The 12,944-nt window shown below is 71.6% G+C and carries 11 protein-coding genes; all 11 read right to left on the bottom strand.

Annotated elements, in window-relative coordinates:
* Positions 1-29 precede the first annotated feature (29 nt).
* The 11 genes from E5082_RS03670 to lysA all read right to left on the bottom strand — a co-directional run bounded on the left by E5082_RS03670 (position 30) and on the right by lysA (position 12,928).
* On the bottom strand, positions 30-689 hold the full coding sequence (locus tag E5082_RS03670) for an arsenate reductase/protein-tyrosine-phosphatase family protein (protein ID WP_030815947.1): 660 nt from the start codon (positions 687-689) through the stop codon (positions 30-32).
* 52 nt (positions 690-741) lie between these two features.
* On the bottom strand, positions 742-1,389 hold the full coding sequence (locus tag E5082_RS03665; protein WP_086692404.1) for an L-threonylcarbamoyladenylate synthase: 648 nt from the start codon (positions 1,387-1,389) through the stop codon (positions 742-744).
* Positions 1,390-1,441: 52 nt separating this feature from the next.
* A complete protein-coding gene (prmC, locus tag E5082_RS03660; protein WP_135789807.1) occupies positions 1,442-2,281 on the bottom strand; it encodes a peptide chain release factor N(5)-glutamine methyltransferase in 840 nt (279 codons plus the stop codon).
* An 83-nt stretch (positions 2,282-2,364) separates the two neighbouring features.
* Complete coding sequence (prfA, locus tag E5082_RS03655; RefSeq protein ID WP_135789806.1) at positions 2,365-3,432, bottom strand: peptide chain release factor 1; 1,068 nt, start codon at positions 3,430-3,432, stop codon at positions 2,365-2,367.
* A gap of 108 nt (positions 3,433-3,540) precedes the next feature.
* Positions 3,541-3,759, bottom strand: coding sequence for a 50S ribosomal protein L31 (rpmE, locus tag E5082_RS03650; protein WP_030815934.1), 219 nt, complete (start codon positions 3,757-3,759; stop codon positions 3,541-3,543).
* 169 nt (positions 3,760-3,928) lie between these two features.
* The gene (locus E5082_RS03645; protein WP_135789805.1) at positions 3,929-5,059 is read right to left on the bottom strand and encodes an LCP family protein; all 1,131 of its coding nucleotides are present in this window, start codon (positions 5,057-5,059) and stop codon (positions 3,929-3,931) included.
* Between the two features lie 348 nt (positions 5,060-5,407).
* Positions 5,408-7,405 carry a transcription termination factor Rho gene (gene rho / locus E5082_RS03640; RefSeq protein WP_135789804.1) on the bottom strand — a complete coding sequence of 666 codons (1,998 nt, stop codon included), beginning with the start codon at positions 7,403-7,405 and terminating at the stop codon, positions 5,408-5,410.
* Positions 7,406-7,810: 405 nt separating this feature from the next.
* Entirely contained in the window at positions 7,811-8,728 is a 918-nt protein-coding gene (thrB, locus tag E5082_RS03635; protein WP_135789803.1) for a homoserine kinase, read from the bottom strand.
* Between the two features lie 260 nt (positions 8,729-8,988).
* A complete protein-coding gene (gene thrC / locus E5082_RS03630) occupies positions 8,989-10,047 on the bottom strand; it encodes a threonine synthase (protein WP_135789802.1) in 1,059 nt (352 codons plus the stop codon).
* Positions 10,048-10,053: 6 nt separating this feature from the next.
* Positions 10,054-11,403, bottom strand: coding sequence for a homoserine dehydrogenase (locus E5082_RS03625; protein ID WP_190045312.1), 1,350 nt, complete (start codon positions 11,401-11,403; stop codon positions 10,054-10,056).
* Between the two features lie 133 nt (positions 11,404-11,536).
* Positions 11,537-12,928, bottom strand: coding sequence for a diaminopimelate decarboxylase (gene lysA, locus E5082_RS03620; RefSeq protein ID WP_135789801.1), 1,392 nt, complete (start codon positions 12,926-12,928; stop codon positions 11,537-11,539).
* Positions 12,929-12,944: the final 16 nt, after the last annotated feature.

The following is a 12,944-nucleotide window of genomic DNA, read 5'->3' as shown; positions in this document are numbered from 1 at the left end:
ACCCGTCCCGCGCCGGAGCCCGGCGCGCGTCACATGCGGGCGGGCACGCCCGTCAGCGCGGTGACGACCGGGTCGAGGGCGTCGCGTATCTCGTCGCCGATGGAGCGGAAGAAGGGCAGCGGCGCCCCGTAGGGGTCGTACACCTCGTCCGCCTCGGCGGTGGGGGCGAGCAGCCAGCCGCGCAGCGCGGCGGCCGCGCGGACCAGGGCGCGGGCGCGTAGCACCACGCCGTCCTCCAGGGGCGGCAGGGTGGCCGGATCTATCGCGCGGACCAGGCGGGTGAACTCCTTCAGCGTGAAGGTGCGCAGGCCCGCCGAGTGGCCCATGGAGATGACCTGGGCGCGGTGGTCGCGGGTGGCGGTCAGCACCAGGTCGGCCATGATGACGTGCTCGTCCAGCAGCTCCCGGCCGGTGAACCCGGCCGCGTCCGCGCCGAACTCGGAGAGCACGGTCTCCGCGTTCTCCTCCATCCGGGCGCCCTCGTGGCCCCAGGTGCCGGCGCTCTCCACGATCAGGCCGCCGCCGAGCACCCCCAGCCGTTCCGCCACGAAATGCCGGGTCAGCCGCTCGGTGATGGGCGAGCGGCAGACGTTGCCGGTGCTGACGTGGAGGATGCGGAAGGTGTCGCGCGGGAACCCGAAGGTGGTGGTCTGCTCCGCCGGGCGGTCCGCGCCGCCTATGCCGCGCATGGGGTGACCCCCTGCCCGGAGCGCTCGGGCGGGACGTACCGCTGGGGGGCCGTCAATTCGCCACCTCGAGGTCGGGTACGACCTTGCGCAGCTCCTCCGGGGAGATGGCGCCCTGGCGCAGCAGCAGCGGAACGGGGCCGGAGACGTCCACGATGGACGAGGGCACGTTGCCCGGGGTGGGGCCGCCGTCGAGGTAGACGGAGACGGAGTCGCCGAGCATGCGCTGGGCGTCGTCGCAGGTCTCCGGGGCGGGGTGGCCGGTGAGGTTGCCGGAGGAGACGGCCATCGGGCCGACCTCGGTGAGCAGCTCGATGGCGACCGGGTGCAGCGGCATGCGTACGGCGACCGTGCCGCGGGTGTCGCCGAGGTCCCACTGGAGGGACGGCTGGTGCCGGGCGACCAGGGTGAGCGCGCCGGGCCAGAAGGCGTCGACGAGTTCCCAGGCCAGCTCGGAGAAGTCGGTGACCAGGCCGTGCAGGGTGTTCGGGGAGCCGATGAGCACGGGGGTGGGCATGTTGCGGCCCCGGCCCTTGGCGGCGAGCAGGTCGGCGACGGCTTCCGAGGAGAACGCGTCGGCGCCGATGCCGTAGACCGTGTCGGTCGGCAGCACCACCAGTTCGCCCCGGCGTACGGCGGCGGCTGCCTCGCGCAGGCCCGTCACGCGGTCGGTGGCGTCATTGGTGTCGTATCGCCGTGCCATGTCTAGCGGGCCTCCTCGTACACGTAACTCTGGAAGTGGTTCTGCGCGGTGGTCACAGCGTCGCCTTGCGGGCCGTGGCGAACCGGGGGCGGTTGTTGAGGTCGGGGTGGTCGGCCGCGTCGGCCCAGCCCCGCTCCTCGGTGAAGATCCACGGCACCTGGCCGCCCTGGGTGTCGGCGTGCTCGATGACGACGACACCGCCGGGGCGCAGCAGCCGGTGCGCGGTGCGCTCGATGCCCCGGATCAGGTCGAGCCCGTCCTCGCCGGAGAACAGGGCCAGCCCGGGGTCGTAGTCGCGGGCCTCGGGGGCGACGTGCTCCCACTCGGTGAGCGGGATGTACGGCGGGTTGGAGATGACCAGGTCGACCTGGCCGTCCAGGTCCGGGAAGGCGGTCAGGGCGTCACCCTGGCGCAGGTCGACGCGGGAGCCCTCGACGTTCTTACGGGTCCACCTGAGCGCGTCCTCGGACAGCTCGACGGCATGCACCCGCGAGCGCGGCACCTCCTGGGCGAGGGCCAGCGCGATGGCGCCGGAGCCGGTGCACAGGTCGACGATGCAGGGCTCGACGACGTCCATGGCGCGTACCGCGTCTATCGCCCAGCCGACCACCGACTCGGTCTCCGGCCGGGGCACGAAGACGCCGGGGCCGACCTGGAGCTCCAGGTAGCGGAAGTAGGCCCGCCCAGTGATGTGCTGGAGCGGCTCGCGCTGCTCGCGGCGGGCGATGACCTCCCAGTACCGGGCGTCGAAGTCGGAGTCCTTCACGGTGTGCAGGGCGCCGCGCTTGACGGCGTGCACGAAGGCGGCCAGCTCCTCGGCGTCGGTGCGCGGGGAGGGCACTCCGGCGTCGGCCAGCCGCTGGGTGGCCTGGGCCACCTCCGCGAGCAGCACGCTGCGGGGGCTCGGGGGTCGCCCCCCGAAGTCTTGCTGCACGCTTGTCCTCCGGTCCTCGTGCGTGGTCCTGCGGGGCGTTCTCAGGCGTTCGCGAGCTTCGCGGCCGAGTCGGCGTCGACGCACGCCTGGATCAGCGTGCTCAGCTCGCCGTCGAGCACCTGGTCCAAGTTGTACGCCTTGAAGCCCACGCGGTGGTCCGAGATGCGGTTCTCCGGGAAGTTGTACGTGCGGATCTTCTCGGAGCGGTCCACGGTGCGGACCTGGCTGCGGCGGGCGTCGGCGGCCTCCGCCTCGGCCTTCTCCTGGGCCGCGGCGAGCAGCCGGGAGCGCAGGATGCGCAGGGCCTGCTCCTTGTTCTGGAGCTGGCTCTTCTCGTTCTGGCAGGAGGCGACCACACCGGTGGGCAGGTGGGTGATGCGCACGGCGGAGTCGGTGGTGTTGACCGACTGGCCGCCGGGGCCGGAGGACCGGTAGACGTCGATCCGCAGGTCGTTGGGGTTGATCTCGACGTCCACCTCCTCGGCCTCGGGGGTGACGAGGACACCGGCGGCGGAGGTGTGGATGCGGCCCTGGGACTCGGTGGCGGGCACGCGCTGCACGCGGTGCACCCCGCCCTCGTACTTCAGGCGGGCCCACACGCCCTGGCCGGGCTCGGTCTGGCCGCGGGACTTCACCGCGACCTGGACGTCCTTGTAGCCGCCCAGCTCGGACTCGGTGGCATCGATGATCTCGGTCTTCCAGCCGACGCGCTCGGCGTAGCGCAGGTACATGCGCAGGAGGTCACCGGCGAACAGGGCGGACTCGTCGCCGCCGGCGCCGGCCTTGATCTCCAGGATGACGTCCTTGTCGTCGCTCGGGTCGCGCGGGACCAGGAGCAGGCGGAGCTTGTCGGTCAGCTCCTCGCGCTGCTTCTCCAGGTCCTTGACCTCGGCGGCGAAGTCGGGGTCGTCGGCCGCCAGCTCACGGGCGGTCTCGATGTCGTCCCCGGTCTGCTTCCAGGAGCGGAAGGTGGCCACGATCGGGGACAGCTCGGCGTAGCGCTTGTTCAGCTTGCGCGCGTTCGCCTGGTCGGCGTGGACCGACGGGTCGGCGAGCTTGCGCTCCAGATCGGCGTGCTCGGCAACGAGTTCCTCGACTGCCTCGAACATCTTTCGGCTCCTGTTACTGCGGGTGAAGGACTGGCGGGCGACCAAAAACGCCGGTCCGTGGTCACGCCCCTCGCGGGGCGCGACCGTGGACCGGCGGTTCGGGGCTCGCTACTTCTTGGAGCCGGAAGCCTTGCCGAAGCGGGCCTCGAAGCGGGCCACGCGGCCACCGGTGTCGAGGATCTTCTGCTTGCCCGTGTAGAACGGGTGGCACTCGGAGCAGACCTCGGCACGGATGGTGCCGTCGATGGTGCTCCGGGTGGTGAACGAGGCGCCACAGGTGCAGCTCACCTGGGTCTCGAAGTACTCGGGGTGGATGTCACGCTTCAAGGTGTCTCCTAGGTTCGGGAGGGCGCCGGGTCGCCACCGCGGGAATGCGGGTGCGTGAACCGGAGCCGACGTACCAGTCTGCCAGGACTGGCGCCATCCCCCAAAACCGGGGGTGGGGCTGTTCTATTCCCCGGGCCCTCGGGGCGGCTCAGGGCGGCTCAGGGGTGGCTCAGGGAGCGACGACGCCCTTGGCGCCACCGGTGGCCGAGCCCGCGGTGGCGGAGTCCGGGACCGGCCGGTCATTCCTCAGCGCCGTCCATATCTGCCGGGCCTTGGTCCGCTCCAGCAGCACCCGGTTGGGGTCGGCCGGGTCGTACTGCACCGGCATGGTGACCATGTGCATCCCGGAGGCGCTGATGCCCTTGAGGCCGCCCGCGAAGTCCGCGAGGGAGTTGACCGAGCCGAGGTCGGAGTCGGTGGTGACGGTCCGGGTCGCGGTGTCGGCGAGGTCGTACAGCTTCTTGGGGTTGCTCAGCACGCCGACCTGCTTGGTCTGGGCGATGAGGGCCTTCACGAACGCCTGCTGGAGCTGGATGCGGCCGAGGTCGGAGCCGTCGCCGACGCCGTGCCGGGTGCGCACCAGGCCGAGCGCCTGCGCGCCGTCGAGGGTGTGCGTGCCGGCCGCCAGGTTCAGATGGCTGTCCGGGTCCCGGATGGCGCGGGTGGTGGTGACGCGTACGCCACCGAGGTCGTCGACCAGGCGCTGGAAGCCCGCGAAGTCGACCTCCAGGTAGTGGTCCATGCGGATGCCGCTGAGCGACTCGACGGTTCTGACCGCGCAGGGGGCGCCGCCGGTGGCGTAGGCCGAGTTGAACATGACGTTCTTCGCCGCCGGGTACGTGTGGCCCTTGGTGTCGGCGCAGGCGGGCCGGTCGATGAGGGTGTCGCGCGGGATGGACACCACGGACGCCTTCTTGTGGCCCTTGTAGAGGTGGACGATCATCGCGGTGTCGGAGCGGGCGCCGCTGTCGGCCGCTCCCCCGCCGATCTTCCGGTTGGCGCCGTCGCGGGTGTCGGAACCGAGGACCAGGATGTTCTGCGAGCCGTTGTCGGCCTTCGCGGGCCGGTCGCGGCCGAGCACCTGGTTGATGTCGATGCTGCGGATGTTGCCGTTCAGCTTGAAGTAGACGTACCCGGCGCCGGCGCCCGCCAGCACGACCACACCGGCGGCTGTCCATGCCGCGGCGAGCAGGGCCTTGCGGCCCGTGCTGCGGGGCTTGCGGCGGCGCCCCTTGCTCCGGCCGCGGGGGCCGTCTCCGGTCTCCGGTATGCCGGACTCCGGCGTGCTCTCGGTGGACACTGCGCTCCTAGGTCTCGTCCGTTCGGTTACCCCCTGCGTTCAGGGTCGGGAGCGGTCATCACCACTCCATCGTCGCTCCACCTGGTCGGACAGGGAAACTCGGGACAGGCTCGCACAAAGCGGTGCGCCACCTGGTACGACAGCTGTCACCCTCCGTGCTCGAAACGGCGGACCGTTGCCCCGTTCACCTGGGCTTTCCCGTAAGGGGCCCTACCGAGCCAAGCCGGTACCGAACGTCACACCTGTGGCAAAGGTCTCGCGGGAGCGTTCAGCACGCAAAAGGGGCCGCCCCCGTCGCGTGTGCGGCGGGGGCGGCCCGAAGATCCGAAGCGAGTGGCTCAGCGGGGCTCAGTCACTGTTGCCGGGAGCCGGCGTCGTCTTCTGGATCTGGGTGAGGAACTCGATGTTCGACTTGGTCTGCTTCATCTTGTCGAGCAGCAGCTCGATCGCCTGCTGCTGGTCGAGCGCGTGCAGCACGCGACGCAGCTTCCAGGTGATGGCCAGCTCCTCGCTGCCGAGCAGGATCTCCTCCTTGCGGGTACCGGACGCGTCGACGTCCACCGCCGGGAAGATGCGCTTGTCGGCGAGCTTCCGGTCGAGCTTGAGCTCCATGTTGCCGGTGCCCTTGAACTCCTCGAAGATCACCTCGTCCATGCGGGACCCGGTGTCGACGAGCGCGGTGGCGAGGATGGTCAGCGAACCGCCGTCCTCGATGTTGCGCGCGGCACCGAAGAAGCGCTTGGGCGGGTAGAGCGCCGTGGAGTCGACACCACCGGAGAGGATACGGCCCGACGCCGGGGCGGCGAGGTTGTACGCACGGCCCAGACGCGTGATGGAGTCGAGCAGCACGACCACGTCGTGACCCAGCTCCACCAGACGCTTGGCGCGCTCGATGGCCAGCTCGGCGACCGTGGTGTGGTCCTCGGCCGGGCGGTCGAAGGTGGAGGAGATGACCTCGCCCTTCACCGACCGCTGCATGTCGGTGACCTCTTCCGGACGCTCGTCGACCAGGACGACCATCAGGTGGCACTCGGGGTTGTTGTGCGTGATCGCGTTGGCGATCGCCTGCATGATCATGGTCTTGCCGGTCTTCGGCGGGGCCACGATCAGACCGCGCTGGCCCTTGCCGATCGGCGACACGAGGTCGATGATCCGGGTCGTCAGCACATTGGACTCGGACTCCAGACGGAGCCGGTCCTGCGGGTACAGCGGCGTCAGCTTGTTGAACTCCGGCCGCCCGCGGCCGTGTTCGGGCGCCATGCCGTTGACGGAGTCGAGGCGGACCAGCGCGTTGAACTTCTCGCGGCGCTCGCCCTCCTTCGGCTGGCGGACCGCGCCGGTGATGTGGTCGCCCTTGCGCAGACCGTTCTTGCGGACCTGGGCGAGGGAGACGTACACGTCGTTCGGACCCGGCAGGTAGCCGGAGGTGCGGATGAACGCGTAGTTGTCGAGGATGTCCAGGATGCCCGCGACGGGGATCAGGACGTCGTCCTCGTTGACCTGCGGCTCGGCGATCTCGTCGCGGCCACGACGGCCCCGGCGGTCGCGGTAGCGGCCGCGACGGCCACGGCGGCCGCCCTCGAAGTCGTCGTCGTCCTGCTGCTGGCGGTCGCGGTCCTGCCGGTCCTGACGGCCGCCCTGCTGCTGGCCCTGCTGGCGGTCCTGACGGCCGCCGCCCTGCTGGTCGTCGCCCTTGCCGCGGCGGTCGCGGTCACGGCCGCCCCGGTCGCGGTCACGGTCCCGGCGGTCGCGGCGGCCGCGGCCCTCGCCGTCGTCGGCCTTGCCGTCGGCGTGCGGCTGCTGCTGGGCGTCGCCCTTCGGCTCGCTCTTCTCGCCCTTGGTCTCGGTGGACTCGGCGGCGGCCGGGCTGCCCGCGTCGGCGGTGGCACGACGGCGGCGGCGCTCGCTCGGCGCGTCCTCGCGCTCGGCCTCGCCCGAGCGGGCGGGACCGCCGGCCGGCTGGCCGGGGATGTCGATCTGGGCGGCCTTGTCGGCGGCCGGCTGCGCGGCCTGCTCCGCCTTCGCCTCGCCGGCGGCCTCACCCGTACGGGCCTTGGAGGTGGCACGGCGCTTGGGCTTGGTCTCCTCGGCGGCCTCGGCCTTGGGGGCGCTGCCCCCGGCCTGGGCCTCCTTGATGACCTCGATCAACTGGCTCTTGCGCATCCGCGCGGTGCCTCTGATGCCGAGGCCCGAGGCGACCTGCTGGAGCTCGGCCAGCACCATGCCCTCGAGGCCGGTACCACGGCGCCGCCGGGAGCCGGCACCGGTGGCAGGCGCGGAGTCCGTGGCGGGCGCGGCAGCGGTCTCCTCGACACGTGCGCCCATCAGATCGGTGGTGTCGCTCACGAAGGGTCCTTCCCTGGAGCGGACGTCGGCCTGTCTGGCTCGGCGACCGGTTGTGCTGTCCGGCATCGGTGCCATTCGGAAGTACCGAGCCGGGGCGGTGGTCCGCCATGAAGCGGCGGAAGAGAATTTCTGGTGATGGCGCTCCCGCGAGCCGTGACACCCGGTGTCACATGGCGCGGCGGCGCCGATTCCGGAGCGTGCCCGCTGACTCGCTCAGTGCTGCCACACGACGTACTGCCCAGGTACGGCGCACGGAACACGGAGTGGCTTGGGAGGCTCCCGGAAGAATGTCTGTCCCTGACGGGGACACGAAGCACCTCGCCATGGTGGGGTCGGGTGCAGACTTGAGATTAACACTACCGGATGCAACAAACATTCCCCCTCTCCAAATCCGGCAACCGGGTGTCAGGGCGCAAGCGGCAGCACGCTCGCTCCCTGTGTGTCGACGCTCAGCCGGTTGGCCGCCCAGTCGGCGCCCGCGAGGGCCTGCACCTTGTCGGCGGTGGCCTCGTCGGTGAGCGCCATGACCGTGGGCCCGGCACCGGAGATGACGGCCGCGACGCCGTCCGCGCGCAGCCTTTCCACCAGTGCGGCGCTCTCCGGCATGGCCGGGGCGCGGTACTCCTGGTGCAGCCGGTCCTCGGTGGCGGGCAGCAGCAGCTCGGGGCGCCGGGTCAGGGCCTCGACGAGCAGTGCGGCACGGCCCGCGTTGGCGGCGGCGTCGACGTGCGGGACGGTACGCGGGAGCAGTCCGCGCGCGGTCTCGGTGAGCACGGGCTTCGCGGGCACGAAGACCACCGGGACGATGGAGGGGTCGGGCTCGGTCCGGATGGCGCGGGCGGCGCCCGACTCCAGCCAGGACAAGGTGAATCCACCGAGCAGACAGGCCGCGACGTTGTCCGGGTGGCCCTCGATCTCGGTGGCCAGCTCCAGCAGCGCGGTGTCGTCGAGACGGGACTCGCCGCCTATGGTCACCGCGCGCGCGGCGACGATCCCCGCGCAGATCGCGGCGGACGACGAACCGAGGCCCCGGCCGTGCGGGATGCGGTTGGCGCAGACGATCTCCAGCCCGCGCGGCTGTCCGCCCAGCAGGTCGAAGGCGGTACGCAGAGCGCGTACGAGCAGATGGCGCTCGTCGCGCGGGAGCGTCTCACCGCCCTCACCGGCGATGTCGATGTGCAGCCCGGAGTCGGCGACCCGGACGACCACGTCGTCGTACAGCCCCAGCGCGAGGCCCAGGGCGTCGAAGCCCGGACCGAGGTTGGCGCTGGTGGCGGGGGTGCGCACCCGGACGGCGGCGGCGCGGAAGGCGGGACCGGCCATCGCTCGAAGTCTCTCCTTGAGCTGCGTTGACGGACGTGACTGCCGAATGGCCCGCGAGGGGCATCCGGTGCGGACACTCGATGACGTACGGAGAACCCGTGGGGCCGCTTGGGGCGGCGGCGCCGTGCCACACGCGGTGGGCATGTGCGGTGGGCGGGTTGCCCCCAGCCTATCGAAGGAAGGTTCCACCGCGACATAGGGCGCACAGGAGGCGCACGATGCGTGTCGCAAGCCCCCTGTGCACCCTCTCGGGCCTGGCGTCAGGCGAGGCCGAGCCGCTCGGCGGCGACGGCCGAGTCGACCGGCACGGTGACCGGCTGCGGTGCGCCGGCCACGGCCCAGTCGGGGTCCTTCAGGCCGTTGCCGGTGACGGTGCAGACGATGGTCTGGCCGGGGTCGACCTTGCCCTGCTCGGCGGCCTTGAGCAGTCCCGCCACCGAGGCGGCGGAGGCTGGCTCCACGAAGACGCCCTCCTGCGCGGCCAACAGCCGGTAGGCGCGCAGGATCTCACGGTCCGTCACCTCGTCGATGTGGCCGCCGGATTCGTCCCGCGCGGCCAGGGCGTAACTCCAGGAGGCGGGGTTTCCGATCCGGATGGCGGTGGCCACGGTTGAGGGGTCCTTGACGACCTCGCCGCGCACGATGGGCGCGCTGCCCGACGCCTGGTAGCCCCACATGCGCGGGGTGCGGGTGGCCGGGCCGTCGGCGGCGTACTCCCGGTAGCCCTTCCAGTAGGCGGTGATATTGCCCGCGTTGCCGACCGGGAGGACGTGGATGTCGGGGGCGTCGCCCAGCATGTCCACGATCTCGAAGGCGGCCGTCTTCTGGCCCTCGATGCGCACCGGGTTGACCGAATTGACCAGCGCCACCGGGTAGTTGTCGCTCAGGGCGCGCGCGAGGTCGAGACAGTCGTCGAAATTCCCGGCGACCTGGAGGATCTTCGCGCCGTGCACGAGGGCCTGGCCCATCTTGCCGAGCGCGATCTTGCCCTCCGGGACGAGGACGGCCGAGACCATGCCCGCGCGCACCGCGTAGGCGGCGGCGGAGGCGGAGGTGTTGCCGGTGGAGGCGCAGATGACCGCCTTGGCGCCCTCCTCCTTGGCCCGCGTGATGGCCATGGTCATGCCCCGGTCCTTGAAGGAGCCGGTGGGGTTGGCCCCCTCCACCTTGAGGTGGACCGCGCAGCCCGTGCGCTCGGAGAGCACCTGGGCGGGCACGAGAGGCGTGCCGCCCTCACGGAGCGACACGATGGGCGTGCTGTCGGTGACCGGCAGCCTGTCCCGGTACTCCTCGATGATTCCGCGCCACTGGTGGGTCATTGCCGCTTACTCCCCTTCAACCCGCATGATGCTGGCGACACCCCGCACGGTGTCGAGCTTGCGCAGCGCCTCCACGGTCCCGGTGAGGGACGCGTCGGAGGCGCGGTGCGTGACGACGACGAGGGACGCCTCGCCGCCCTCCCGTCGCCCGCCGCCACCCTGCTCGACGGCGACGGCGTCGCCGCTGCCCTGATTTTTACCCTGCTGCCTGACCGTATCGATCGACACCCCGTGCTCGGCGAACACCGTGGCGACCTGGGCGAGGACACCCGGTTTGTCGGCGACGTCGAGGCTGATGTGGTACCGCGTGACGACGTCCCCCATCGGCGAGACGGGCAGTGCCGCGTACGCCGATTCGCCGGGCCCCGTCGCGCCGCCCAGGCGGTTGCGGCAGACGGCGACGAGGTCACCGAGGACCGCCGAGGCGGTGGGCGCGCCGCCGGCGCCGGGGCCGTAGAACATGAGCTGGCCCGCCGCGTCGGACTCCACGAACACCGCGTTGTACGCGCCGCGCACCGAGGCCAGCGGGTGGCTCAGCGGGATCATCGCGGGGTGGACGCGGGCGGTGACCGACGCGCCGCCCCTGGCCCGCTCGCAGATGGCGAGCAGCTTGATGGTGCAGCCCATCTCCCGCGCCGAGCGGAAGTCGGCCGCGGTGACCTCGGTCATGCCCTCGCGGTGCACGTCGTCGAGGCGGACCCGGGTGTGGAAGGCGATCCCGGCCAGGATGGCGGCCTTGGCGGCGGCGTCGAAGCCCTCGACGTCGGCGGTGGGGTCGGCCTCGGCGTACCCGAGCGCGGTGGCCTCGTCGAGGGCCTCCTGGTAGCCGGCGCCGGTGGAGTCCATCTTGTCGAGGATGAAGTTGGTGGTGCCGTTGACGATGCCGAGCACCCGGTTGACCTTGTCGCCGGCGAGGGACTCGCGCAGCGGGCGGATCAGCGGGATGGCACCGGCGACCGCGGCCTCGTAGTAGAGGTCCCGGCCGTGCTCCTCGGCGGCGGCGTGCAGGGCGGCGCCGTCCTGGGCGAGCAGGGCCTTGTTGGCCGAGACGACGGAGGCGCCGTGCTCCAGCGCGGTGGTGATCAGGGCGCGGGCGGGCTCGATGCCGCCGATGACCTCCACCACCACGTCGATGTCGCCCCGCTTGACCAGGGCGGTCGCGTCGGTGGTGACGAGCGCGGGGTCGATCCCGGCGCGCACCTTCGAGGGCCGCCGTACGGCGACCCCGGCCAGTTCGACCGGGGCCCCGATGCGGGCGGCGAGGTCGTCGGCGTGCGTCGTCATGATGCGCGCCACCTCGGAGCCGACCACTCCACAGCCCAGCAGCGCCACCTTCAGCGGACGCGTACGCATCATCCGACCTCGTTTCCTCTCACCGTCTACGGTTCGACCAGTCTCACTCACCGGATGGGGCTTTCCGCCTTTCGTCCGAATCGTGAGACATCTGTTTCGTGTTCCCGGAACGGGCCCCGGGCGGCCTCGGGGAGGCTCAGCCGACGTCCAGCCGGAGCAGGTCCTCCTCCGTCTCGCGCCGGACGATCACCCGCGCCTCGCCGTCGCCGACCGCGACGACCGGCGGACGCAGGACGTGGTTGTAGTTGCTCGCCATGGACCGGCAGTAGGCCCCCGTGGCGGGGACGGCGATCAGGTCGCCCGGCGCCAGGTCGGCGGGGAGGAACGCGTCCTTGACCACGATGTCCCCGCTCTCGCAGTGCTTGCCGACGACGCGGGTGAGCATCGGCTCGGCGTCGCTGGTGCGCGAGACAAGGGCGACGCTGTACTCGGCGTCGTACAGCGCGGTGCGGATGTTGTCCGACATCCCGCCGTCGACGGAGACGTACGTCCGCAGCCCGTCGAGCGGCTTGACCGTGCCGACCTCGTACAGCGTGAACGCGGTCGGGCCGACGATGGCGCGGCCGGGCTCGACGGAGACACGGGGGACGCGCAGCCGGGCCGCCTCGCACTCGCGGGTGACGATCTCGGTGAGCGCCTTGGCGATCTCGTGCGGCTCGCGGGGGTCGTCGGAGCTGGTGTAGGCGATGCCGAGGCCGCCGCCGAGGTCGATCTCGGGCAGCTCGACGCCGTGTTCGTCGCGGATGTCCTTCAGCAGGCCGACCACGCGGTGGGCGGCGACCTCGAAGCCGGACATGTCGAAGATCTGCGAGCCGATGTGGCTGTGGATGCCGATGAGTTCGAGCCCGTCGAGGGTGAGAGCACGCCGTACGGCCTCCGCGGCCTGGCCGCCCGCGAGCGGGATGCCGAACTTCTGGTCCTCGTGCGCGGTGGCGATGAACTCGTGGGTGTGCGCCTCGACGCCGACGGTGATGCGGATCTGCACCCGCTGCCGCTTGCCGAGCCCCTGCGCGATGTGCGCGACGCGGGCGATCTCCTGGAAGGAGTCGAGCACGATCCGGCCGACGCCGGCCTCGACGGCGCGGGTGATCTCCTCGACGGACTTGTTGTTGCCGTGGAAGGCGATGCGGGCGGGGTCCATCCCGGCGGACAGCGCGGTGGCCAGTTCGCCGCCGGAGCAGACGTCGAGGTTGAGCCCCTCCTCGTCCAGCCAGCGCACGACGGCGCGGGAGAGGAACGCCTTGCCGGCGTAGAACACGTCGGCGTCGGTGCCGAACGCGGTGCGCCAGGCGCGGGCGCGGGCCCGGAAGTCCGACTCGTCGAGGATGTACGCGGGCGTGCCGAACTCTTCCGCCAGCTCGGTCACGGTGCGGCCGCCGACGCTGACGACACCGTCCTCGTCCCGGCGCACGGTGTGGGCCCACACCTTGGGGTCGAGGGAGTTGAGGTCGGCCGGCGGGGCCGAGTAGTGCCCCTCGGGCAGCACATCGGCGTGACGGGGCCCGGCGGGGTGGGCGGAACGGCTCATGAGTGGCTCTCTGTTC

Source organism: Streptomyces griseoluteus (genome assembly GCF_004784465.1).
GTDB lineage: Bacteria > Actinomycetota > Actinomycetes > Streptomycetales > Streptomycetaceae > Streptomyces > Streptomyces griseoluteus.
This window is presented reverse-complemented; position numbering and strand designations above follow the sequence as displayed.